This window comes from Halovivax asiaticus JCM 14624 (assembly GCF_000337515.1).
Lineage (GTDB): Archaea > Halobacteriota > Halobacteria > Halobacteriales > Natrialbaceae > Halovivax > Halovivax asiaticus.
In genome coordinates, this window is record NZ_AOIQ01000008.1 from 112,271 (window position 1) to 136,122 (window position 23,852).

24 protein-coding genes and 1 tRNA gene are annotated in these 23,852 nt (G+C 62.6%); 14 read left to right on the forward strand and 11 right to left on the reverse strand.

Going from position 1 to position 23,852, the window contains the following annotated elements; translation table 11 throughout:
* Nucleotides 1–194: 194 nt before the first annotated feature.
* Complete coding sequence (locus tag C479_RS04395) at nt 195–2,468, forward strand: cation:proton antiporter domain-containing protein (RefSeq protein ID WP_007698453.1); 2,274 nt, start codon at nt 195–197, stop codon at nt 2,466–2,468.
* A 256-nt stretch (nt 2,469–2,724) separates the two neighbouring features.
* Here C479_RS04395 and C479_RS04400 read toward each other — a convergent pair whose 3' ends face one another.
* The 3 genes from C479_RS04400 to C479_RS04410 all read right to left on the reverse strand — a co-directional run bounded on the left by C479_RS04400 (nt 2,725) and on the right by C479_RS04410 (nt 5,052).
* A complete protein-coding gene (locus C479_RS04400; protein WP_007698454.1) occupies nt 2,725–3,111 on the reverse strand; it encodes a hypothetical protein in 387 nt (128 codons plus the stop codon).
* A gap of 81 nt (nt 3,112–3,192) precedes the next feature.
* Nucleotides 3,193–3,969 (reverse strand): class I SAM-dependent methyltransferase, encoded by a 777-nt coding sequence (locus C479_RS04405; RefSeq protein ID WP_007698455.1) that lies wholly within the window; start codon nt 3,967–3,969, stop codon nt 3,193–3,195.
* Between the two features lie 72 nt (nt 3,970–4,041).
* The gene (locus C479_RS04410) at nt 4,042–5,052 is read right to left on the reverse strand and encodes a phosphotransferase family protein (protein WP_007698456.1); all 1,011 of its coding nucleotides are present in this window, start codon (nt 5,050–5,052) and stop codon (nt 4,042–4,044) included.
* Nucleotides 5,053–5,360: 308 nt separating this feature from the next.
* Here C479_RS04410 and C479_RS04415 point away from each other — a divergent pair, with 308 nt between their 5' ends.
* The 3 genes from C479_RS04415 (at nt 5,361) to C479_RS16010 (ending at nt 8,436) form a co-directional block, all read left to right on the forward strand.
* Entirely contained in the window at nt 5,361–6,386 is a 1,026-nt protein-coding gene (locus tag C479_RS04415) for a linear amide C-N hydrolase (protein WP_007698457.1), read from the forward strand.
* Nucleotides 6,387–7,446: 1,060 nt separating this feature from the next.
* On the forward strand, nt 7,447–7,680 hold the full coding sequence (locus tag C479_RS04420) for a hypothetical protein (RefSeq protein ID WP_007698462.1): 234 nt from the start codon (nt 7,447–7,449) through the stop codon (nt 7,678–7,680).
* A 150-nt stretch (nt 7,681–7,830) separates the two neighbouring features.
* Entirely contained in the window at nt 7,831–8,436 is a 606-nt protein-coding gene (locus tag C479_RS16010; RefSeq protein WP_152415802.1) for a hypothetical protein, read from the forward strand.
* Between the two features lie 289 nt (nt 8,437–8,725).
* On the opposite strand, the gene C479_RS04425 is transcribed toward C479_RS16010, so the two are convergent.
* Entirely contained in the window at nt 8,726–9,064 is a 339-nt protein-coding gene (locus tag C479_RS04425) for a hypothetical protein (RefSeq protein ID WP_007698464.1), read from the reverse strand.
* A 118-nt stretch (nt 9,065–9,182) separates the two neighbouring features.
* Here C479_RS04425 and C479_RS15755 point away from each other — a divergent pair, with 118 nt between their 5' ends.
* Nucleotides 9,183–9,860 carry a DUF3267 domain-containing protein gene (locus C479_RS15755; RefSeq protein WP_083893800.1) on the forward strand — a complete coding sequence of 226 codons (678 nt, stop codon included), beginning with the start codon at nt 9,183–9,185 and terminating at the stop codon, nt 9,858–9,860.
* A 195-nt stretch (nt 9,861–10,055) separates the two neighbouring features.
* On the opposite strand, the gene C479_RS16015 is transcribed toward C479_RS15755, so the two are convergent.
* The 4 genes from C479_RS16015 to C479_RS04445 form a co-directional block, all read right to left on the reverse strand.
* A complete protein-coding gene (locus tag C479_RS16015) occupies nt 10,056–10,859 on the reverse strand; it encodes a hypothetical protein (protein ID WP_152415803.1) in 804 nt (267 codons plus the stop codon).
* Nucleotides 10,860–11,078: 219 nt separating this feature from the next.
* Nucleotides 11,079–11,702, reverse strand: coding sequence for a Cap15 family cyclic dinucleotide receptor domain-containing protein (locus C479_RS04435; protein ID WP_007698466.1), 624 nt, complete (start codon nt 11,700–11,702; stop codon nt 11,079–11,081).
* The gene (locus C479_RS04440; RefSeq protein ID WP_007698467.1) at nt 11,683–12,615 is read right to left on the reverse strand and encodes a nucleotidyltransferase domain-containing protein; all 933 of its coding nucleotides are present in this window, start codon (nt 12,613–12,615) and stop codon (nt 11,683–11,685) included. Before C479_RS04440 ends, C479_RS04435 begins: the two co-directional genes overlap by 20 nt.
* A gap of 478 nt (nt 12,616–13,093) precedes the next feature.
* Nucleotides 13,094–13,165: transfer RNA gene (locus tag C479_RS04445), tRNA-Ala, on the reverse strand.
* Between the two features lie 316 nt (nt 13,166–13,481).
* Here C479_RS04445 and C479_RS17055 point away from each other — a divergent pair.
* From C479_RS17055 to C479_RS04465, 5 genes are read left to right on the forward strand one after another with little or no spacing between them, the layout of a single operon-like run.
* The gene (locus C479_RS17055) at nt 13,482–13,706 is read left to right on the forward strand and encodes a hypothetical protein (RefSeq protein WP_394295139.1); all 225 of its coding nucleotides are present in this window, start codon (nt 13,482–13,484) and stop codon (nt 13,704–13,706) included.
* Nucleotides 13,622–14,089 carry a 30S ribosomal protein S15 gene (locus C479_RS04450; RefSeq protein WP_007698468.1) on the forward strand — a complete coding sequence of 156 codons (468 nt, stop codon included), beginning with the start codon at nt 13,622–13,624 and terminating at the stop codon, nt 14,087–14,089. The genes C479_RS17055 and C479_RS04450 overlap by 85 nt, the downstream gene beginning before the upstream one ends.
* Nucleotides 14,090–15,352: a hypothetical protein gene (locus C479_RS04455; protein ID WP_007698469.1), complete on the forward strand. Its 1,263-nt coding sequence runs from the start codon at nt 14,090–14,092 to the stop codon at nt 15,350–15,352. It abuts the gene before it with no gap.
* Nucleotides 15,349–15,717 (forward strand): KEOPS complex subunit Pcc1, encoded by a 369-nt coding sequence (locus C479_RS04460; protein ID WP_007698470.1) that lies wholly within the window; start codon nt 15,349–15,351, stop codon nt 15,715–15,717. Before C479_RS04455 ends, C479_RS04460 begins: the two co-directional genes overlap by 4 nt.
* On the forward strand, nt 15,714–16,355 hold the full coding sequence (locus tag C479_RS04465) for a 30S ribosomal protein S3ae (RefSeq protein WP_007698471.1): 642 nt from the start codon (nt 15,714–15,716) through the stop codon (nt 16,353–16,355). Before C479_RS04460 ends, C479_RS04465 begins: the two co-directional genes overlap by 4 nt.
* Nucleotides 16,356–16,537: 182 nt before the next feature.
* Here C479_RS04465 and C479_RS04470 read toward each other — a convergent pair whose 3' ends face one another.
* On the reverse strand, nt 16,538–16,987 hold the full coding sequence (locus tag C479_RS04470) for a cupredoxin domain-containing protein (protein ID WP_007698472.1): 450 nt from the start codon (nt 16,985–16,987) through the stop codon (nt 16,538–16,540).
* A gap of 144 nt (nt 16,988–17,131) precedes the next feature.
* Here C479_RS04470 and C479_RS04475 point away from each other — a divergent pair, with 144 nt between their 5' ends.
* The 4 genes from C479_RS04475 (at nt 17,132) to C479_RS04490 (ending at nt 22,035) form a co-directional block, all read left to right on the forward strand.
* Entirely contained in the window at nt 17,132–17,851 is a 720-nt protein-coding gene (locus C479_RS04475; protein ID WP_007698473.1) for a protein sorting system archaetidylserine synthase, read from the forward strand.
* Between the two features lie 75 nt (nt 17,852–17,926).
* The gene (locus C479_RS04480; RefSeq protein WP_007698474.1) at nt 17,927–19,357 is read left to right on the forward strand and encodes a HEAT repeat domain-containing protein; all 1,431 of its coding nucleotides are present in this window, start codon (nt 17,927–17,929) and stop codon (nt 19,355–19,357) included.
* A 207-nt stretch (nt 19,358–19,564) separates the two neighbouring features.
* Entirely contained in the window at nt 19,565–21,496 is a 1,932-nt protein-coding gene (locus C479_RS04485) for a phospholipase D-like domain-containing protein (protein ID WP_007698475.1), read from the forward strand.
* 53 nt (nt 21,497–21,549) lie between these two features.
* On the forward strand, nt 21,550–22,035 hold the full coding sequence (locus C479_RS04490) for a hypothetical protein (protein ID WP_007698478.1): 486 nt from the start codon (nt 21,550–21,552) through the stop codon (nt 22,033–22,035).
* Nucleotides 22,036–22,085: 50 nt separating this feature from the next.
* Here the strand turns inward: C479_RS04490 and C479_RS04495 are convergent, their stop codons facing one another.
* Together C479_RS04495 and C479_RS04500 are read right to left on the reverse strand one after the other, a co-directional pair.
* Nucleotides 22,086–23,273 carry an NAD-binding protein gene (locus C479_RS04495; RefSeq protein WP_007698480.1) on the reverse strand — a complete coding sequence of 396 codons (1,188 nt, stop codon included), beginning with the start codon at nt 23,271–23,273 and terminating at the stop codon, nt 22,086–22,088.
* A gap of 126 nt (nt 23,274–23,399) precedes the next feature.
* Complete coding sequence (locus C479_RS04500; RefSeq protein WP_049907069.1) at nt 23,400–23,714, reverse strand: HalOD1 output domain-containing protein; 315 nt, start codon at nt 23,712–23,714, stop codon at nt 23,400–23,402.
* Nucleotides 23,715–23,852 lie beyond the last annotated feature (138 nt).

Below are 23,852 nucleotides of genomic sequence, written 5' to 3' on the forward strand. Positions count from 1 at the left end.
GCCCCCGTGTCCCGGGGCCGGTACAGAAACGACGAAGTCGTCCGTAGTCCGACGACTCCCCCGATTGGAATGCGATGCGTGCTCACCCGCGAGCCCCATCGGCGGCCCGGCGAATGGGCGCCAAAGGGTCCGTCGTGCGGGGTGCGGAACGAAATACCTCGACGGTGTAGCGGCCGGTCCTCCCTGGTGGAACAATGGAAGTCATCGCTCCGCTCGATCACCACGAACTACTAGTCGTCATCGTCCAGCTGACGGTGTTGCTGCTCGTCGCGAGAGTTCTCGGCGAGGCGTTCGCTTCGATCGGCCAGCCGGCGGTGGTGGGAGAGTTGCTCGCGGGCGTCCTTCTCGGCCCATCCGTTCTCGGACTGGTTGCACCGGGCGTCTACCGATCGCTGTTCGCCGTGTCCGAGGCCCAGTTCCACCTGCTCGAAGTCGTCTCCTGGCTGGGCCTCATCATGCTGCTAATCGTCACCGGTCTCGAAACCGACCTCGACCTGATCCTCGCCAACGGCCGAACGGCACTCGTCCTCTCACTTGGCGGCATCGTCGTGCCGTTCACCACCGGCTTCGCGCTCGGGTGGGTCATGCCGGCCGCGTTCATCGCCGCGCCCGGACAGCGGCTGGTGTTCAGCCTCTTCGTCGCGACGGCGATGAGTATCTCCGCGATTCCGGTCATCGCGAAGGTCCTGCTCGAACTGGACGTCATCAGGCGGGACGTCGGCCAGTTGATCCTCGCGGCCGGCATGATCGACGATACGATCGGATGGATCCTGCTCGCCACCGTCGCCGGACTCGCCCGGACGGGTGGCGTGGACCTCGGCACGGCCGCGACGACCGTGCTCTCCGTCCTCGTCTTTCTAGGACTCGCGATCACGGTCGGTCGGCGCGCCGTCGCGACGACGATCAGGTGGGTTGACAACGTCGTCGGCGGCGACATCGCGCTGTGCTCGACATTGATGCTCTTCGCGCTCGCCGCGGGCGCTGTCACCCAGTTCATGGGACTCGAGGCGATCCTCGGCGCGTTCGTCGTCGGCGTGCTGGTCGGCCGGGTCAACCGGTTCGAGCACCGCGTTCGACGCAGCTTCGAGACGGTTACGCTCGCCGTCTTCGCGCCCCTGTTCTTCGCGATCGCGGGGCTGCGGACGGATCTCGTCGCGCTGGCCGATCCGACGGTGTTCGGCGTCGGGCTCATCGTGCTCGGCGTCGCCTGCATCGGGAAGTTCGGCGGGATCGTCGGCGTCGCACGTCCGGCAGGTCTCTCCTGGTGGGAGGCCATCTCGATCGGCGGTGGGATGAACGCCCGCGGAGCGATGGAGATAATCGTGGCGACGATCGGTCTCGGACTCGGCATCCTCACGACCAGCACCTACAGCATCATCGTCGCCGTCGCCATCGTCACCTCCCTCATGGCTCCCGCGATCATGCGCTGGTCGATCCCGAAGATCGAGATGAGCGAGGCCGAACGGGCGAGGATCGAACGCGAGCAATACGCCAGGGAGAGCTTCGTGGGGAGCCTGACGCGAGTGTTACTGTCGACGCGAGGCACTGTCGACGCCCGCTACGCCGCCCGACTACTCGGGCCACTGCTTCGAGAGACGGAAGCCGACCTCGACGTGTTGTCCGTGACGGGGCGATCGGAGCCGAGCGGCAGCGGTGGGCGGCTCCGTCGCTGGCTCCGCCCGCGACGACTGTTCGAATGGGGAACGAACGTGCGCCGAGGCGACCACCCGGAGCGCGGCGAACGGAACGACGAGTCGGCTCCCGCAGACGGCTTCGACGATATCGACGCCCAGCTCGCCCGGTGGAATCGGTCCGGGCGGCGACTCACACGCGATGCCGACGGCAACGTCTCGGACGCCATCCTCGAGACCGCGTGCACTGACTACGACCTCGTCGTCTTCGGCGAACGGACGCTCGGACGAGGGCTCGACGAGCCGCTGTTCAGCGAGTCGATCGATCGCGTCGTCCAGGAGGTCCCCTGTCCGACGATGGTCGTCAGCACGTCCGACCGGGTACAGCGCGACCCGGCGCTGATCGACGAACCCATCCGACGGATTCTGCTGCCGACGGTTGGCACGCAATCCAGCCGTCACGCCGCCGAAGTGGCGTTCGCGATCGCCGTGGCCGAACGGGCGCTAGTCGAGGTCGTTCACGTGATCACCCATCCCGATCCGAGCGACCAGTTCGCCGGTCCTCCCGACGTCTCCCGGGAACGGGAGATCGGGCGACAAATCGTCGATCGCGAGGCCGAACTCGGGCGAAAACTCGACGCGAAGGTGACGACGACGGTCACGCGAGCGAGCGATCCCGGCGAGGCGATCGTGGAACTGGCCGACGAAACGGGGGCCGACGTGATCGTGATGGGGTCGAGCACGCGACGGATCTCCCGACGGGCGTTTTTCGGCCCCACCGTCGAACGCGTGGCGACGACGGCGGCGTGCCCCGTCGCCGTGTTGAGTTCAGTGTAACGTGACGCGTCGACGCGGCCGAGTGGGAGACGCCCCACCCGCGAAACACCGCGACGCCAAGTCGCTCGGGCGACGATCGCCGACTGCCGCGTCCTCATGCCGGCGGGCCAGCGCCACGTCGCGTACCGCACGGCGTCCGAACGGTGTGTGGCGACCGTCGTGGGGTCCGCGGCCGACGCGTCGTATATTTCGGCGCCGATGTCCCGTGAAACGGGGCCGGACCGGTGCGTGACGAACGATGTCGGAACGGCTTCGATCACCGGTCCGTCCAGATCATGCCCTCGACCGCCGCGGTCAAGACGACGTCGCCGTCGCCGTTCTCGCAGACCACGTCGGAAGTGAACTCGTATCGGTCGTCGCGTTCGACCACAGTTTCGTACGTCGACCGGCACGTGATCGGGTCGCCGGTGTAGACGGGCCGGTGAAAATCGATGTCCATCGAGCTGGCCAGTACCTCGTCCTCGCTCCCCAGTTTCGTGGGTAACGTCGCCGTCAACAGCCCCTGAACCATCACCTCGCCGTCCTCGTTCGGCTCCGTGTGGCGGGCCTGATCGTCGCCCGAGACGGCGCCGAACTGCCGGACATCGTCGACGGTGAAGGTCCGCTCGAACGATCGGGTCTCCCCTTCGACTGGTTCGGTCATCCTCCGCGGGTTCGCCTCGGATCACGAAAAGCGTTGAGATGGTGGTGGTGCTCGTCACGTCCAATATGGAGTCCCCGTCGGTCACCGTGCCGTCGCCCAGAAGCGGACGGTTCGCGGGACCATCGCCTTCAGGTCCGGTCGATCACTTTCGAGGGGTTTGTCCTCGTAGTCGTCCGGATCGGCGGTGCCCGGTTCGAGGAGTCGCTGCACGTCGAAACCGGCCGCGACCGCCGCGTTGTGGAGCGTACTGACCTTCCGGTCGAACGCGACCATGTCCGCCTCGTAGTCCTCGTCGATGACGATCTCGCGCCGCGGGTCGGCGTGATAACTCTGGGTCAGCGTGTTCGTCTCCGGATCCATTCGTTCGTACATCGGGTGCGGCACGTCGAACACCAGGAGGCCGTCGTCCCTGAGAACGCGGTGGGCTTCCGCCAGACAGGCCTCGAGGTTCGGCACCATCTGGTAGACCCAGCCGGAGAAGGCCACGTCGAAGGACGCGTCCGGAAGGGGCAGATTCGTGACGTCGCCGCGGACGAACCGCGCGTCGACCCCGTAGTGGTCCCGAAGGTGGCGGGCGTGTTCGAGCTGCGCCGCGGAGAAGTCCACGCCGACGACGGTGTCGGCGCCTTCCATCGCCGTCCCGACGCTCCCCTGGCCGCCGCCACAACCCAGTTCGACGACGTCGATTCCCTCGACCGTCGGGAGGAGGTCGGGCTGACTCCCGCCGGGCGGGTCGTCGGTGAACGGACACGGCGCCGGCGGGGCCTCGCCCTCGGCCGTGTTCGCGTTCCACAGCGCCTGGAAGTCCTCGCTCCACTCCTCCCAGAGCTGGCGATTCTTCGCTCGCGTGTCGGTCATGGAAAGCTGTCTATACGCCGATGTTTTAGCTGTTCCGGGACCGACGGGAAGCTGGGTTGCCCTCCTCGCCCGTCACCGATCCACCAGGAGGGCGTCGAATGCCTCGTGGTGGTCGGTGATGCGGGCGCGGCGCGCTGCCTCCGACAGTCCCCGACACTCCGTATCGAGGTGGCGTGCCAGTCGAATTCGTGCGAGGAGTTCGTAACATCGCCGCCGGGGCGTGTCGGCCGTACTGGTTCCGTAGGCCTCCCAGAACGCACGCCGGAGCGTCTGACGGGAGTCCGGATCGAGTCGGTGGCCCGCTGTGAGGAGCGACTGTGCCATCACCGCATCCCAGAGCGGGTCGAGCGCCGTCGGCAACTCCCAGTCGAGGACGGCAGCGGTGATCTGCTCGGCACTCGGATCGACGCAGAGGTTGCCGAGTCGATAGTCGCCGTGGACCAGCGCAGGAGTCACGTCGGCGAAGTCGCTCCGGTCGATGAGGTCCGTTCCGAACGCTTCGAGCGAGTCGCGTCGCGTGTCAAACGGCGAGTCCGCCAGCTCGGTGACCTGGCGGTCGAGCGACTGACGGAGGAGGTCGTCGAACGGCGTCGGATCGACGACGGTGAGCGCATCAGCGTCAGGGGCGTCGGCGACGAGGGTATCGTCAGCGGAAGCGTCCGTATCGAGGCCGATCCGACCGAACTGCGGGAACGTGATCTGGTGAAGTTCGCACAGGTGCCGACCGGCCTCCCGACAGAGGCGCTCGGCAGCCTCGTGGGAGAGGTCGCCGGCCCACTCGGCCTCGCAGTCGGGGACGTACTCGTAGACTGCGTACGGGTACTCCAGCGGGTCCGTCCCGGTGCCGTGGACGCGCGGGACGGGAAGGTCCGTCTCGGCGCGAACACGTCGCATCGTCGCCGGTTCGGCCGGAAACGCGTCGGGAAACCGCGTCCCGACCTTGAGAAAGAGATCGGTCCCGTCCGCCAGGGTGACGCGATACGTGTGATTGTTCCCCGCCTCGATCGTGGAGATGGTGTCGACGGCGGGGTCCGGGTCGCAGGCGGTCTCGACGGCCGTGGAGAGCGCATCGCGGGCGAACACGGATACCAGGTTCGACGGCTACGTGGTATACTTGTTGGGAAGGTTGGACGTGAAAAGGTGAGCGGCTCCTGGTCCACGCCGAGAAACGTCATCACCAGTTCTCCCGCGACTGCCTGATCGACTCCGTCGCTCGATCTGCCCACTCCGTCGTGTGTCCGATTTATCATCACAGGCGTGGTGCGACCGTTGCAGATGAACGAGATACCCGCTTCGTCGTCCGGTTTGAGTTGTCGCGAGACTGGTTCCCACCACGGGCGCTCCGCACGATCGAGACGACAACGGCTCGCGGCCAGAGGGAGGGCCGAGTGATGTGTACCCGACTCGTCTATCTCGGCCCCGAGGGTCGCGTCCTGACGGCGCGGTCCATGGACTGGAAACGGGATATCGGGACCAGCATCTGGACGTTGCCGCGCGGGATCGAGCGGACCGGCGAGGTCGGCCCGGCGTCGATGGACTGGACGGCCGACTACGGCAGCGTCGTCGCGACCGCCTACGACGTCGCCACGACCGACGGCCTGAACGAGGCCGGCCTCGCGGCCAATCTGCTGTGGCTGCCCGAATCCGCGTATCCGGCGTGGGACGCCGAGACGCCCGCGCTATCGATCTCGCTGTGGGCGCAGTACATGCTCGATTCCTTCCCCACTGTGGCCGACGCCGTCCAACACGTCCGCGACGAGGACTTCGTCGTGGTGACCGACCAGGTGCCCGGCGAGGATCGGTTGGCGGCGCTGCACCTGTCCCTATCGGACGCGACCGGCGACAGCGCCATCATGGAGTACGTCGACGGCGAGCTCGTCGTGCACCACGATCGCGACTACCAGGTGATGACGAACTCGCCGACGTTCGACAAGCAACTCGCGCTGGCCGAGTACTGGAACGAGATCGGCGGCACGGTCATGCTCCCGGGCACGAACCGGCCGGCCGACAGATTCGCGAGGGCGCGATTCTACGTCGGCGCGATTCCGCAGGTCGAGGATCGCCGGGAGGCGACCGCCAACGTCTTCAGCGTGATCCGCAACGTCTCCGTGCCCCACGGCATCGCCACACCGGATGCGCCCCACATCTCCTCGACGCGCTGGCGAACGGTCGCGGATCACAAGGACGGGATCTACTACTTCGAGTCGGCGCTCATGCCCAACACGTTCTGGCTGGACCTAGACGAGGTCGATTTCGGCCCCGACGCCGACGCTCGGACGCTGCAATTGGGGCCGGAGCAATCCAACACGTTCGCCGGCGACGTGTCGGACGAACTGGTCGCCACCGAGCCGTTCTCGTTTCTCGGCCAGCAACCCGCGTCGGCCATCGGGGACGGCGGCGAGGAGACGACCGGGTAGGTTCGGTGGCGTGGACAATGGATCTGAACGGGCCGCCTCGCGGCTAACGTGGCCATCGTCTCGGATTCGACCGGGAACGCCTTGGGAACCACGTGCCGGGGTTCTGCGATAGCTAGGTGTTGCAGGGTAGGTACAGTACCACGGCATTGTTCAGATAAGCGAAGGTGGCCGGCACAAGAGGTCACGGGCGGGAATAAAAGGGGCTGGCGCTCGCGTGGCGGCGAAGCTGCCACGTTGATGGCGGTCGGTTCACCGACCGCCCACTCGACGAACCCCGACGAAGTAAGGACCGCAGGGAACGAACGAAGAGAGTGACCGAGGACCGTGGTTCGAAAGGCGCCAAGCGCCTTTCGTCATCACGAGAGAGCGACGCTCTCTCGAACGACAGCGAGTCGTGGGAGTCGAGAGCGGCAGGGGCTTTTAAAGTTGAAACGGCGATCTGATTACTCGGAGTATTATCTGAACAGCACCCAGTACCACCGTCAGTGGTCTTATCACACAGGACCGGCTTTCGTCCCGTATGAGCCTTGAGGAGACAGTCGAGTATCTCTCGGAAGAGTTGGACATCGAACGAAGCGAGCACGTCCGAGAAACCGGAGAAGCGGTTGCGGAGCTTCGCGACTAGTTACTCTCTGATTGTCGCCCGTTCGTGACCAACCCTATGCAGTTTTTCGGAGGGTTTTCATCACTATCTAAAGCGAGATGAGGGCGAAGGTCCGAGCAGACAGAGAATACCGTACCCTGACATTGAAATATTAATTTCCCGTCCTGTCCAATAATTATATTATCCAGTAGCACGTAGCCCACGCTGGAAGCCGGCGTCTCCATCGGTCGCAGGGGACTGCGCTGAGAAATGTCCCGGGTGGTGGTGCACCCGAGACGCTTGGCTTCCAGACGAGCGCCTGGTTGCCATGTTCCGAAAGACACCTTCGAGACAAAAAGGTCTCGCACGCCGCTGGTTTAGAGAGTCGTATCGCTATCCGTCGCCGACCTTCGTTTTCGGGGATTGGGGGCCGAGTCACGTCGATCAGCTCAATCGCCAGAGTTGCGAGGTGCTCGGATGAAATCCGTCGAGCGAGAGAACGACGGAGACAGCGATAGGACTCGTGAGCGGGAGTGCTACCGGTGTGATCGGGACGTGGCACCGGCGCTGCTCTTCCGGATCGACGTGGCGCCGCCGGACGCGCTGGCGGACTACGCCCACTCGGTCCGGTTCTGCTGTCAGGATTGCGTCGCTGCGATGGGGATGCTGGAGTTTACCGAGGAGTGGAAGGAACAGGCCGGGTTGGTATAGGCCGACAGATTTCAGTCAACCGGTCGACCTACTGCGTTTTCGAGAGTGGATGGGTGTGACGGACTGTGACTCGTTCGTCCCGGGTCTCGAGTGATGCCTGTATATGATCTTGTGGGAAAATCTTAATTTGTTTGTGAGTCTGTATCCGCTATGATTTCCATAATTGGCCTCATCCTCAACTTCGCAGGTGCAGTGATAATGGCAATTCCGACAATGGAGAGTATCTTTAGTAGAATTCATAGATTTCCTCCCCTCTCAAAAATCACCAAAGTAGAAAATAGGCTTTACAAGGGTGAACCAGTCCAAGAGACTGAGACAGGATTTGATCATTTATCTAAAGCAGTTATGGATACACCCCAACCATATTACAGTACTGAGGTTGACGGCCTCTTCAAAGATTATTCAGCAGAATTCGAGACACAAGGTATAGAGTTCAACATGGAATATACCGACTTCACACCCCATAAAATCGCGAAAACGGATGGTGATACGTTAGACACCCATGAATATAATCTCTTGCTGAGGCCCAAAGAACCAGAAAAGTTGAAAGGAAGTTATCCCCATACAGAAGAGAACGAAGTACCTCTCCTACAAACAACAATTCCCGATGGGCGTTTGCCAGATGTCATCATCAATTACAAAAAGGAACTAACTGTGAGGTACGGACTCTATCTCCTAGCTCTTGGGTTTCTGCTTCAATTGGTCTCACACATTCCATTTGGAAGCATTAGTACTCTAATGTTGCAATCGACTTGATTCTCGGCACGTGAGGGCAAGCGACATCTTACATCCCCTTGCCAAGTTGTTCACGGACATCATGACGGATCTATTCGAGTTTGTCTTATGTTCCTCACTCAAGCGAGACCGATCCGTGCCAACAGCTTCTTCCAAACAGAATGGACCGATCCGTTCGATTCTGTTACGTTGGAGCATGTACTTCTTCGCTATCGGAGACGAGATATCTTCTACAATTGTTTCGCGTCTCTGTTTCCAGAGACCGACAACGCAACCGTCGAAGGTCCAAGTTGCGACGCATCGGTCATCGCTACGACGTCGCTTCTACGAAGCTCAAGCAATCAGTAGTCGACCTCGAACCGAACGACACGCTGTCCCGTCGCCTCTGCTCGATCGAGTCTTCCATACGTCTGTCTGGAGACTTCGGCACCGTAGCCGTTTCTCGGTCGTTTCCGGGTTTCGGATTCTCGCGTCTCTCCAGGGGCTCCTGTTGCTCGATCACCTCGACGAGCGCCAGCTCGTGCTCGAGGGCGATCTCGTCCGCCATCGCCCAGCAGTGGTGCCACATCTCCGAGCCTACGGAACACTGGCGAGCCATCCAGATAAGCGCCTCTGCGATGATCAGATCGTCCTGTGGATGCCTGTGCATCGAGGCGGTCTGGCTGCTTTCCGATTAAAATGTTCGCCGTCAGAATCAATGGCTGAAGAGAACAGAACTATTGTAGAATGAGAAATTCCTAAGACTCAAGATATTGTATCTGCTATTGATGACAGAAAATTGGCCACCTGATGGATACACCGAACCTGAACAATACATCGCTAACGACCGACGGATTATGAGTATTGGACTGGCTCTATTCTTCCCCGTGCTGGTTCTGTCTAGCCCATCGTTGGGCCAAGGATCATCAGCTCTCGGGTCCCATATACTCGAATTTGGAAATAGTACTGGGCTGATTGAATACTTTCCACTATACCTACTCTCAGTCGCCTTCGTTTACCTTGTCTGGCTCCTAGGCTCGATGGCTCTCACCATCTTAGTCCATGAAGGGATCCACTATGGTATTAGCTACATCTATGGAAATAACCCGGAATTTGAGTGGAGTAGTACATTTGGAGTGAGAAATCCCAGCGTAGTGGCGTACTCTGTTGGAATGGGGCGTTTTGAGAGCCTTCTGTCTATGATTGGACCGTTCGCCACTCTGAGTGTCCTTTCTGGAGCAATAATGCTGTCCACAAGTGGAATTTTGGCGGGAACTGCAGCGATTATGTTTTGTACGAATACAGTACCTTCGTGTTCAGACATATACAATTCATGTCGGATTGCTCTAATGCCCAGAGGGGCCAAGTTTGTAAATTTCAAAGAGAAGGGTGAACTTCGCTCGGAATTTGCAATCCCAATCGGGGAAGGGACAGGAGAGGCGTCTACTCTCAAAAACCAACAATAACAACCCACATTCCCCTATACTGTGAAGTCAAATCCGACTCTCGACCCTCCTAAGCCGATTTGACGATCTCGCCTGTCGAGGTCCCACCACGCCCTACTACTGTCCTCACCTCACTGAGCCAGCGGTCTACAGCCATTCTGGCTGACCACCAGCGCGGCGCGCGTTCTGCGCGCCGCAAGGTTACCCCGCCCCCCCTTAGGGGCTCTGCTCCTCAAATGTGAGTGCTTCTTCGCCCCCTGGTATCTTTTCCTGCTCAGCTATCTCTGACAGGTAAAACTCCTTCAATAATAGTTCGACATAGATAGAGCCGGTCACCCTCATAAAGCTCAATAGTAGGAATGTAAAAGCTGCAACTGTGATTAAAAGCAAAGTTGATAGCTGAATAATCTCATTTCCCGGGTTAAATAGCAAGAGAACCACATACATGAAGAAGGCGATCACATAGGACATTTTTAGATTGGTTATTAAGATGTATAATGACCTCTGTCGGCGGGTACGACGGCTCATTGTCGGCTCCAAGTGCATGACTAATAGATCATATATGTCATGATCCTCAACTTTCTCGAAATCAATCTGGAATTGTGATTCGATATGGGTTCTAAAATCCATATCTAACCGTTCAGTGACGCCGGATCCATCTCCTATGACCTGGACATAGGGGAGATAGGAGATTATTTTCCGAAGGATTGATTTGAAAATCGAGAATATTCTTTTGGTATACGAACTAGGCGCAGTATCCTCTTTACAATCAGTAAGAGATTCAGTTAGAAAATACGAGAACGGTCCTGGTGCTGGGAATACAGCTATCCGAAACTGATCTACCATTTCGCCAGACAGGAATAAAATAAAAACCACAAGGAACACCGATGCAGTAGTGCTCGAAAATATGTTGGGGTAATACAGTAATAATGCAGTGATAGCTGGACCAGCTAGTATCGCTCCTGGAATTACCTTAGTCAAAAAATCATGGAGTGTGAACCCAGGATGGGAATCAATCATTGGGTTTTGTAGATTGTGTTATCAAAAGCGTATAACTACGCGTATAAATGAATTTTGCCCGAAGGTCCCATTCGACTGTTTCATCTGCAACAGCCACCTGTGAAGCCGGCATGCGTTCTGCGCCGCAAGGACACCACCTACTTTGGGATACGACTAACACGGAAATTGACCCGCAGTGGACACAGATTCGGATAATACAGCAAGGCGGAAGACTGATCGCTATTTCTCGACTCGCTTTAACTCGAGTCGGCCAGTATTCCCCCGGTCCGGACCAGTGTAATAGATCCCAGAGAAACTGTCTTCCTCTGGATTGTAGTCGAGCATCGTCGTTCCGTAATGCGAATTTATCTCATCGTGATGGGGGCGGCCAGGGTTATCGTAATTGTACGTCAGTGTGGGCCACTGCCCCTCCACCAAGATCGTCGCGCCCTCACTCTCCGACGGTGAATCCGGGCCTTCTAGATAGACCAAGATCTCATCCCACGTCTGGGAGATGGTTACTGTTGCTTCCATCGGCGTGAGTCCTTCGTGCTCTATCTCGGCGGTCCTGCTTGGTTCGGCATCTTCATACGAGGTGTACAAATGGCCCTTCCACTTTCCGTTGAAATCAGGGACAGCTACCAGCCCGGCTTTACGGATAATTTCCCAATTCCAGATTCTCGTTGCAAAGAGACGATACACGACAAGAGAGGTAAACGCGAACGACAGCGACCCCATAGCGATCTCGTACTTGCCCAGCAGTCGTTGGACAATCCACCCACTCCCAAGACTGGCCGCGAAAGCGATTGCACCGAGGTAGAGGTAGATCTTCCACCGATCGTTATCAGTTGAATAGCTGTGCATGTTTCTTTTTGTCGTACCAGTCGTCCCACATTTCACTGAGTCGGTCTATTAAGGTCTCTGCCTCTGAAACTGTCCATTGGGTGTTGCTGGAACCGAACAACTTCTCCATTTCCGAGACCTGGTCGAACTCTCCGAGCTCAGTATCGCCAAGAAACTCGAGCGTTTCGTGGAATCGGTCAGCGCGATTCGAGCGCTTGAGGATTTCTTCGGGGACATTATAGGTCAGACATTCGATTCCGTAGGAGTGCGCACCGATTGACCAGAACGAATCAAAGTGGTCGTTGTAGTAGTCGCGGGCGTTTTTGAAGATCCGAACAGTCTCCTTATAGTTCGAGTGCATGTCACACCCGTTATCGTAGTGGAGACCGGGATAATTCACGATCTTTTCTCTGCTATAACGCGGTTCGAAAGCCATACCAGAATCGAATTCGTCCTCGCCATATGCAGGATAGGCAGTATAACGGCGATGTTCGATACATGGAACAAGATCAACGTCGACGTTGAGTCGTCCACTCTCATTGCTAATCTCGATAGCTTTTCCAGACCAGCTAATGACACTCCGATCGAACTTCTTCGTCAGCCAATTCCAGATATCCTCACAGAACTCGTCGTACCCGTACTCGGCGGGAGAGTGAAACGTCTCGTATCGCTCTTTATCGTCATCACTGAGTTCGGACAGGTCTTTTGACCAAGCCGAAGTCAGTTTCGCGATAATGTCCACGTCGCTGCTGCCTCGAGTGTAGGTGTAGTTCTTGTACGACCCTTGGCGGCGAATCTCATAGGTTCCGTCGCTCTGTTCCGCCGGGGATCGGTCCAAGCGCAATAGACGTTCGATCTTGTCGCTCGCTTCTTTCGAACCTTTGTCAGCACCAGTCTTCTTCCAGATGTCGAATTGAGATTCAGGAATTGGCATCTATCGCTTGCCTCCAAACCTCCCGTCCCCATTAGCTACAGATCGCCCGTACAGTCTACTTTCGAACATGCGGCAATCGTTGCTTGTTCTGGACCGTATTTAAACTGGTGCTAGCGGGGTGAAAGTGAAGCTGTGTGCTGTTCTTGATGCCCTTCAAGCTCCCCCGACTACTCCGTCGGTGGGCGGAGGGAAGTGGATCGTCGCCGACGCCGAAATCGCACGTGAGAGTGGTGTCAATGGGTTTGGCAGCGGTCTGGGAGCCGGTACGAAGTGCTGCGGGGGTCCTGCACGGTGCACCTGGTAGAGTTCGACCTCTGAGTACTGACCGACCAGCTCGCCCTCGAGGGCGTCGTAGTGCTCTGATAGTACGACATCGTGTCGAAGTCGCTGCGTAAGATGGCCGAACCCTCGAAAAGTTTTATTTTGAGAGGACTCGACAATTCGCCTCGGTCACAAACTTGCACGCGGCGAAAAACAGTGGACTCGTCGGGATTTGAACCCGAGGCCTTCCCCGTGCCAGGGGGATGATCTACCACTGATCTACGAGCCCGCCTTCGCAGCAGGAATTTTCCCGCGGGTGTAGATAAACCCCTCGAAAGCGCGAGACGGGCGCCAGTCCGTCACACGGCCTCGACCTGACACCGTGTCCTGCCACCCGATTTCCCGTCGTCCCGTTCTAGAAACCCTTTTGCCCCACAGCCCACAACGACGCGTTGGGAATCGCACGGCCGCAAATCTGACCCGTCGCGCCTCGCGTCCACCTCGGGCGTGATCTATCTCGCGCGACTCGAGATTGCGGAAGTGCGCCCGGCACGGAGCCGGATCTTCGCGGTCAGTGTGGTTCCTATCCTCAGCCAATGGCACGAATGCACACCCGCCGTCGCGGCTCGTCCGGTTCGGACAAGCCGACGGCAGACGACCCACCGGAGTGGAGTGACGTAGACGAAGACNTGCGCCCGGCACGGAGCCGGATCTTCGCGGTCAGTGTGGTTCCTATCCTCAGCCAATGGCACGAATGCACCCCCGCCGTCGCGGCTCGTCCGGTTCGGACAAGCCGACGGCAGACGACCCACCGGAGTGGAGTGACGTAGACGAAGACGCGATCGAAGAGCGCGTCGTCGAACTGGCCGAGCAGGGCCACGACCCCAGCCAGATCGGCATGAAGCTGCGCGACGAGGGCGTCACCGGGACGCCGGTCCCGGACGTCTCGCTCGCGACGGGCAAGTCCATCACGGACATTCTCGACGAGAACGACGCCGGCCCGGAGCTGCCGGAGGACCTGCGCAACCTGATGAAGCGCGCCATCCGCCTGCGCGAACACATGCAGGAGAACCCGCAGGACCACCAGAACAAGCGCGCACTGCAGAACACGGAGTCGAAGGTCCGCCGACTCGTCCAGTACTACAGCGGTGACGAGATCGCGGCCGACTTCACCTACAGCTACGACGTCGCCGTCGAGCTGCTCGAAGAGTAAATGACTGCAACGGGCCGCACCACCGAGGCGCAGCCGGCCGCCATCGAGAGCGCCGGCTTCGTCACACTGCTCGCTCGCCCCGACGGCGACGCCCTCGCCGCGGCCGGCGTCCTCGCACGGGCGCTCGCCGCCCGCGAGACGCCGTATCAGGTGAGCCTCGGTGAACGGTCCGAACGCGCGACACGCGTCGCGACGGACGACGACGCGGTGACGGTGGCCCTCGGGCCGCTGGCCGACGAGAACGACCCAACCGACGACGGGACAGACATCGGGGGCAACCCCGACGTTCGGATCCTTGACCCCGAAGCGGGGTCGCTGACAGGACAGGCCGTCGCACTCGTCGACGAACTCGACGCCGACACCGAGGGTGCAGCCGACCGTGACGGCACGGCCACCGCCGGCCCAGACCCGGCCCTCGCACTCGCGGGGACCATCGCGGCCGGCCACGCCGAAGCCGACGCGGAAGCCGTCGCCACCGTCGTCGAAATCGCCCGCGAGGCGGGCCGGCTCGACCGACAACCCGGCGTCGCGATTCCGACGGCCGATCCCGTCGACGGGCTCGCCCACTCGACGCTGGTTCGCGCCGCGTGGTCCGGCGACGAGGCCGCCGTCGCAGAGGCGATCGGCGACGCCAACGGGCGCCAGCTGGCCTCGATCGTCGCGATCGACGCCGTCGGACACGGGCAGGCCACGGAGCGCGCCGCGACCACGATCGATCGGTTCGTCCGGCCGGACGGCACGCCGGACGGCCCGCTCGCAACCGCTGGCGGCCTGGCCGACGTCCTCACGGCGACGGCACACACGTCGCCCGCTGCGGCCATCGCCCTCGCGATCGGCCACGGCGGCACCGACGCCGCGCTCGACGCCTGGCGGACCCACGGCGAGGCAGTCCACGCCGCGATCGACGGCGCGGACGCCGAACGCCACGACGGCGTCTACGTCCTGCGACTGGACGAGGAGACGCCCGACCTCGCTCGCACGGACGCGATCGAATCCGTCGCCGGGCTGGTCGCCGCGACGAGCACGCCGGAACCACTGGTGTGCGTCGTCGGCGACGACCGCCTCGGCCTCGCGACCACGGACGAACCAGTCGGCCCGCACACCGACGATATCGCCGACGCCCACGGGCTCCCGTGGGACGCCGGACACCGTACCGCGACAATTCGCCTCGACGTCGACACCGAAGCGACGAGTGAGAACGACGAACGCGCGACCGACACGGACGTCGACGCGATCGTCGAGACCGCACGGGGGCGACCATGACGCGGCGCGCGACGATCCGGACGGCCCACGCCGAGCCGGAGACGATCGCCGCCGCGCTCGCGCCCGACAACACCGACGAGATGGCAACGCGCGTCGAGCCCGCCGGCGACGACACGGCAGCGACCGACGCTGGCGACCGGGTCGTCGTCACGACGATCGAGCGCGACGCGACCAGTGGGTTGCAGGCCACTGTAGACGACACGCTCGTCAATCTCGCCGTCGCCGATCAGGTCGTGTCCCTCGCCCGCGACGAGCCGGACACCAGACCGACGTCAGGTACCGAATCGACGTCGGGCGCCGAATCGCCGACCGAAGCCGAATCGACAGCCGACCAACCAACGACAGACACCAACGATACACTATGAGTGAACGATCAGTTTCACGTACGAAGCAAGAGAAGCGGTGGTACACCGTGCTCGCTCCGGAGATGTTCGACCGGACGGAGCTCGGCGAGACCCCCGCGGACGAAGCCGAACAGGTATACGACCGAACCATCGACACGACGCTCGGCGACTTGACGAACAACGCCAGCGAGAACAACATCAAGCTCACGTTCCGCATCACGGACGTCGGCAGCGACTCGGCGTACACCGAGTTCGTCGAACACTCGCTCACGCGGGACTACCTGCGCTCGCTCGTCCGGCGCGGCGCCTCGAAGATCGAGGCCTACGTGACCGTGCTGACGACCGACGACTACCGCGTCCAGATCCAGCCCGTCGCGTTCACGACCAAGAGCGCCGACGCGAGCCAGGAGCAGGCCATCCGCGAACAGATGGTCGAGATGGTCGAGTCGGCCGCCGCCGACCGAACCTTCGAAGAGCTCGTCGACAGCATCGTCCACGGTCGCCTCTCGTCGGCGATCTACGGCGAGGCCAAGACGATCTACCCGCTTCGACGCGTCGAGGTCCAGAAGACGACGCTCGTCGCACACCCCGAAGAGGTCGCCGAAGAGGAAGCGACGTCCGTCGACCTCGACGAGAGCGACGTCGAAACCGACGACTGAGCGGTTCGCGCGGAGCGTTTCGTTTTCGAGTACGTCACACCGGCGAGCGGTCGCGTCGGCCAACCCAGTCGACTCGGCGAGTCATCGAACGACATCCCACACACACACACACACACACACACACACAACGGACGAGACCCGATTCGGTCATCGTGGCGTGGCGCCAGGAACTACCGAGACACTTACTCAGTGACGACGACCGTCCCGACCATCCGGACGCGACCGTTGCCGTCGGTCTCGTGTGGCACGCAAAAGTACTGGTACTCGCCGGGGACAGAAATCGTGTGCTCGAACGTCTCGCCGACACCGATGGCGCCGCCCTGATCGTCGAACCAGGCGTCGCGGGCGGCCGACTCGGATTCGTAGCCACCGGAGGCGAAGTAGTCCGCCTCGCTGGTCTCGAAAACGCCGCCGTACGCCGTGACGGTGTGGACGGACCCGCTCGTGTTCTTCCAGCGGATCGGCTCGCCGACGGTCGTCTCGTAGGTCTTGGGCGTGAACGCGTTGCGGTCCATTCCGATGTCGTACTCGTCGCCGAACAGGGCACTCGCGGCGTCGCCGATCGCCGCACAGCCCGATAGCGAGACGAGGCCGACCGATCCCGCACCCGCGAGGTACGCGCGCCGTCGCATACCAGGAGTTCGGACGGTGGGCGTTTAACCCGCGCGGTTCGCACCCACGCGCTGGGAATGGACGACGATGGAGGAGTCACCCACTCACCCACCCTCACGCCGAGACGGAACACGTAAGGTCGGTGCCGCGCCACGGAGACGTATATGCGACCCCGGTTCGTCGGTCGGCTGGGCGTCGCCGACGTCGTCACGATCGGAAACGCGGCGCTCGGCTTTCTGGCCGTCGTCTTCGCGTTCGTCGACGTTCGGCTCGCCGCTCGGCTCGTCCTCCTCGCAGCCGTCCTCGACGGGCTCGACGGCGTCCTCGCCCGCCGCTACGGCGGGACGGCGGCCGGTCCCTACCTCGACTCGCTGGCCGACGTGGCCTCCTTCGCCGTCGCGCCCGCGACGCTCGCGTACGTGGTCCTCACGCGCGGCTTCGACGTCAGCCAGACGAGTCCGAGCGTCGAACTGGCGGGGATCGCCGTCGTCTGTGCCACGTTCGTCGCGATGGCCGTCGCCAGACTCGGGCTCTACACCGCCTACGACACCGCATCAGAGTGTACGGAGGGCGTCCAGACGACACTCGCCGCGACGATCCTCGGCGCGGCCATCCTCGCGGGCGTCGACGAACCCGCCGTCGTCCTCGGACTCACCGTCGCCTTCTCCTACCTGATGGTGTCGACGATTCGTTACCCGGAGCTACTCGCCCGGGATGCGCTCTTGATGGGCGTCGTCCACGTGCTCGCCGTCGCGATCCCCTCGTTCGCCGGCCGGACGTTCCCCTACGGCCTCTTGACCCTCGGCGTCGCCTACCTCGTCTTCGGCCCCTGGCTCTACTGGCGCGGCGGCGCGTTCGCCGCCCGGGTGTATGGAAACGCTTAGGGGGATTTGTACCAGAACGGCGGGTATGAAGACGCCCAGCTATCGGCGGTCACCCGACCGCGCGGAGGTGCGGGCATGAGCGACGGGGACGACGCCGACGACGAATCGGCGGACGACGCAGCCCCCGTTGGCGAGTTCGAGTCGGCACTCGCAGCCGTCAGCGAGCGGGTCGACGAGCTCGAAGCCGCCCTCGAGGCGGCCGAGACCGAGCCGGACCTCGACGCGGTCGAAGCCGATCTCGCCGACGTTCGTGAGGAGTACGAGGCGATCGACGAGATTCCAGAGCCACCGGAGGAACCGGACGACGAGGACGAAGAACCTCCGGAAGATCCCTACGAGGACGTCAGAGACGACCACGACGAACTCGGCGACGCGCTCGACGACGTCGAATCGGGGATCGAGGACCAGCGTGGCCCCTACGGCGAAGACGTCCGCGACGAACTATCGAGCGCCCGAAGCGATATCGACTCGACGCGCTGGACCGCAGAAGGAGTCGACGACCTCCGCACCGTCGTCGCTACCGCCCGCGCGGAGATCGTCGAGACGCTCGGCGCCGACGAGGCTGCGATCGAGCCCGTCGACGAATCGGCGTTCGACGCGTCCGACGGCGAGCCAGCGGCCGACGACGCTGCCGAGGCCGATCGTCCGGCAGCGGACGATCCGGGTGCGAGGCGTGCCGCCATCGACGACCGAATCGACGCGGCGATCGACGGACTCGTGGCGACGCTCGACGATGCGGACGAGGCGGTCGAGGCCGCCGGACTCGACGCTGACGACGACGCGGCGACGATCGCGACGCTCCTCGAGATCGCGGACGACCTCCAGTCCGGCGTCGACGACGCGACCGCCTGGGACGACCTCGAAGTGCGCGAACAGCTCCGTCGGGAGGGGTTCTACGACGTCCTCGATCACGTCAAGGACTTCCCGCCGGAGTGGCACGCGCTCAAGGTCCACCAGCGCCAGGAAAACGTCGAGATGATCCTGCTCGCGCTCGAGTCGCTCGACTCGGATTATATGGAGAAACACTGCTTCGAGGCACTGGAGCGGTTGGCTGATCCGGCAGCCATCGACACCATGGTCCAGAAGGCAAATCGTCGCGACGAGAACGCGATCGCCGTCCTCGGCGCGATCGGCGAACCAGACGACGCGGCTGTCGACACCCTGCTCGACTACGTCGACACCGGCGACGTCGCGATGCGGACGACCACGATGCGCGCCCTCGGTCAGCTGGGGACCGACGAGGCCGTCCAGCCGATCGCGAACCAGCTCGCGGACGACGACGAGACGATCCGCAGTCGCGCGGCTCGCTCGCTGGGACTCATCGGCGATACGCGAGCCATTGCTCCGCTCGCAGACGTGCTCGCGGACGACGAGAGCGACACCGTCCGCGCCAGCGCCGCGTGGGCACTCCGACAGATCGGCACCGAAGACGCACTGGCCGAGGTCACCCCCTACGCCGACGATCGGGTCTACCTCGTCCAGGCCGAAGCCCAGAGAGCACAGTAAGGCGTCCGATTCGTCGCCCCGTGTCGAGACGGTCCCCTCCACCGCTTCGATCCACTCGTCGACGCCACTAGGACCCGCCAGTCGCCACTGTTTCGATCCGCTAGTTTAAGTCGGAAGCCGCGGCCACCCGAAACCGTGACCCGACGGGCCGCAGCAGTCCCCGCCACGAAGCCGAACCACGCACGGCGAGCGACGTGTATCCTCCGGGTGAGCCTCAGTGTGCTCGTCTGTCTCGCGGCCTGCGTCGGCGCCGCACCCATCGGGACCGCAACCGACGGTGGCGGGCCTGGAATCGTTCAGGCAGTGAGTACATCCGGGCCGGACGACCCGAATCCGATCGTCGAGCGATCGCTTCGGGCCAGCGTCGCATCGACCAGCGGGCCGAACTGCAGTGTCGTGACGAACAGCCAGCGCCACCGCGCTTCGTCGCCCCGGATCGTCGAACTCTATCCGAACCCACCGACGGACGGCAACGTCGGCGAGTACGTCGTCGTCGACCATGCGAACGCAAGCACGCCGCTCACCCTCTCCGACGGGTACACCACGGCGCGAGTTCCGACCGATCGACCGGCCGGGCGGGTCGCCGTCAGCCTCGATCCGAACGTGACCCGGGAACTCACCGACTACCCAGTCGTCAAGTTACAGGACCATCTCAGATTTGCCGCGGATGGGGAGACGCTTACCCTGTCGGGCTCGAACGGGACGGTCGACCGAGTGACCTACGACGACGCACCCGAGGGAGCAATCTGGTACCGAACAGGAACGCCTGACGGCAACACGACGTCGACCTCGTCGCAAGCGATTCGCCGCGGCGAGTGGTGGTCACAGGGACGAACGTGTTACCCCGTTTCCACGTTCGACGTCGACGACGCGACGACGTTCGTCCTCCCCGACTCGCCGACGGTCGTCACCGAGACCCTCGCGAGTGCGAAAGAGCGGATCCGACTGGCGGGCTACACCTTCACGGACGGCGACGTCCAGCAGGCACTCCACGATGCGATCGATCGGGGCGTCGATGTCGAGATCCTCGTCGAGACGAGCCCGGTGGGCGGCCTTCCCGAAGCGACGCGTCCCCTGTTGACGGAACTCGACCGAGCTGGGGCGACTGTTCGCACGATCGGTGGGGAGGGTGATCGGTACGATTACCACCATCCGAAGTACGCCGTGGTCGACGACACCGTCCTCGTGACGACGGAGAACTGGAAACCGGCCGGCGTCGGCGGCGAGTCGAGTCGTGGCTGGGGCGTCGTCGTGTCTGACCCCGAGCTGGCCGACGCGCTCGGCGCCGTGTTCGACGCCGACGCAAGCGGACGCGACACCGCCACCTGGTCGGAGCGACTCCCGTCGCTCGAGTTCGTCGACGACGGGGCGCCAGAATACGCCGAGACAGATACCAGTCAGTCGTTTCCGGAGCGACACGAACCCGCAGTCGCCGACGTCGACGAGGTCGAACTCCTCCTCGCCCCCGACAACGCCGGCACACGGCTCCGAGAACTGATCGACGGCGCCGACGAATCCATCCAGATCGTCCAAGTTGACATCGGTGAACCCGACTTCGTGTTGCTCGAGGCGGCGCTCGCTGCGGCTCACGACGGCGTCGACGTCGACCTGCTGCTCGACGGTACCTGGTACGTCGACGAGGAGAATCGGGCGCTCGCCGACCGCATTGAGGCCGCCGCGGCGAGCGAGGATATCCCGATCGACGTGCGTCTCGCAGACGGAGGCGACCGGTTCGAGAAGATTCACGCGAAAGGAGTGATCATCGACGGCGAGACGACCGTCCTCGGGAGCATCAACTGGAACGACAATTCGCTCACCGAAAATCGCGAGGTGGCACTGGTCCTCCACGGGACGGAACCCGCAGCGTACTACGCGTCGGTCTTCGAGGGAGACTGGAGCGACGGGTCGGAGTGGTCGCTACCAGTCTCGCTCGCCCTGGTCGTCCTGGCCGGACTCGCCGGGGCGATTCTGCTCGGGCGGCGCTACATCGGGTTCGACGACGGGCCGACGGCGACTGGACCGGTCCGAGAGACACCATCGACAGCCGCGAGGCCGGTGACGATCGAGCGTCGAGAACGGCCCGACGACGATCGAGATGGCGAGACGCCACCGGACGATCGGCTCCCACCCGCCCCTTAACTGCTACAGTGAGACAGCCTGCCGCCTACCACCTGGCCGATCGAATCAATTCCATGCACGATCAGTCGACTGACCGCTGGGATGGCTCCGTCCCGCGTCCCGTAGATCTCCGCTTGCTCGCGGTCGTCGGAGGACTCGCCGCACTCGCTGCATCGGTCAACGTTCCGTTCGGTGGGCTCTCGCTCGCCGTCATCGCTTTCGGAATTCTCGCGACCGGTGGCGTTATCGCACACCTTCGCGGGCGCCACCGCCTCCACCGGATCACGAGCGGACTCGCCGAGCGGTGGGACGAGGACGGGACCGGCGTCGAGGCGGTCGAACTCGCAGCTGGCCGGACGCGAACGACCTGGGTCGTCAGGACCACCGCTGGTCCGGTGACGATCTCCGGACTCGCCCTCGCGCCGGTGTCGAAGGTCGCGATCGAGTGGCGCGGGACGACGGACGTGCTTCCGGCCGCCGACGCCGAGGACCGACTCGACACGCTCGCGACGGCGTGGTTTGGTGAAGTCAGCGACGGGACTGCGACCGTCACCGGCTGAGCCACTCAGGTCGTGAGGACGTCGCCAGCCGTCGGTACGAAGCAGGCCGATTATTCATCACGGAGGATCCGGTCGACGATCGCGGTCGAATCGCCGTCGAGTGCCGACTTGACGAGGAGGTGGCCACCGAGTTGTGAGGGGCTGATGACCGAGTCTGCACCCGCACGCTTCAGTTTCTTCACATTTTCACGATCCGTGGCCGCGGCGACGATCCGGGCTTCGGGACGAAGTTCGCGGGCGGTCAGGATCGCCAGCGCATCGGTGGCGTCGTCGTCCGTCGCGACGACGATCGCCAGCGCACGATCGATGCGAGCGCGTTCGAGTGGCGCTTCGTCGCTTGGATTGGCGGACAGGACCGGCACGCTCTCGTCCAGCGAGAGTGACTCACCAACGTCCAGGTCGCGAGAGACGACGGCGAACGGCGTCCCAGCGTCGGCGAGTTCGTCGATGATCGATTCGGTCAGGTCCCCGTGCCCGAGCACGAGGATGTGGTCGTCTAGCGTCTGCAGTTGTGAGTCGGTCATCTTTCCGAGGGTTTTCGAGATGCGGGCCTGGATCGCGGGCCCGACGAGAGCACCGATCGCGATACCGAAACTGGCGACACCGAGAACGAGGACGGACATGGTAAAGAGCAGCCCCTGGGTCGAAGCGCTATTCGGTGTAATGTCGCCGTAGCCGACGGTACTCGACGTGATCAGCGTGAAGTAGAAAGCGTCGAGGATCGTGTCGATGCCGTCGAAGTGTTCCCGAAGGTGGTAGCTACCGAGCGTGCCGTAGGCCTGGACGGCGACGAGTGCGGCGCCGGCCGCGAGCTGGGTAGTCGCCAGCGATAGGCTGGCGTCGAACCGCTCGCGGGTGAGGAGCAACACCGGAATCGCAAGCAGCGAGAGGGCGATCAGGGGAGCGGAGTACGGACTCGACTGTAAGAAGCCCTGGGCGGCCGTCAACGGCATGAGCAACAGCGTCGCCCACCAGCCGGCGCGCAGGCCGCGGCGGAGAGCGAGCACGCTGGCGACGATCACGAACCCGGTGAGCGCGCCGGTGAATCCGGCAGCCTCCTGGACGGCGTCCGGAACGTACGGAGCACCCTGGGCCGTGACCGCCCCGGTGCCGATGTTGAAGAACGCGGTCGCGATCGACAGCACTGCGACCGCCAACGCGAGTCCGACGGTACCACGCGTCGTCAACAGGTACCGCCAGTCCGTCGGCGCGGTCGGCCCGTCGGTCTCCTCGCGCATAGCCACTGCTGGGACGGGGACGCTGATAAATCCAGCCGATGCCGGTCGATTCGCCGAACGAAATGCGATCCCAGCTCGTGGCTGCGAATTAGAGTGGCAACTACTCTCGCGTTCGGGGTAGAGAGCTCAGCAGCTCACCCGCTCGAACACCCGGACCATCTCCAGTCTGATCACGACCGTCGCCGTCTCGGTCGCGAAGCGAACCTCGCCTGGATCGCGCGACGTCTCGTCGGGACGGGTCGCGAACAGCGCATCGAGGGCGTCCGGATCGATAAATTCGTACAGCGGCGTCTCCATCGACGTCGGTGAGCAGCCCTCGAACTGGGCGAGGGCTTTCGCGACGGCGACGCTCGGCGGTTCGTCGGTCGATCGACTGTACTCCACCCACCCACGGCGCATCCCCAGCTTCGGGCCGCAGTCAGTAGTATTGGCCTCTCTCATGTCTCTCTGCCGTCTGTCCGACGGGCTAGATACACCGCCAACGACCGCCCCCTTATCGCTTCCGTCAGACACCGAGGGGTGAGAACTCCGTGCGTGAGTATGACACTCACTCGTGTAGATCGCTGTCTGTCGGCTCGT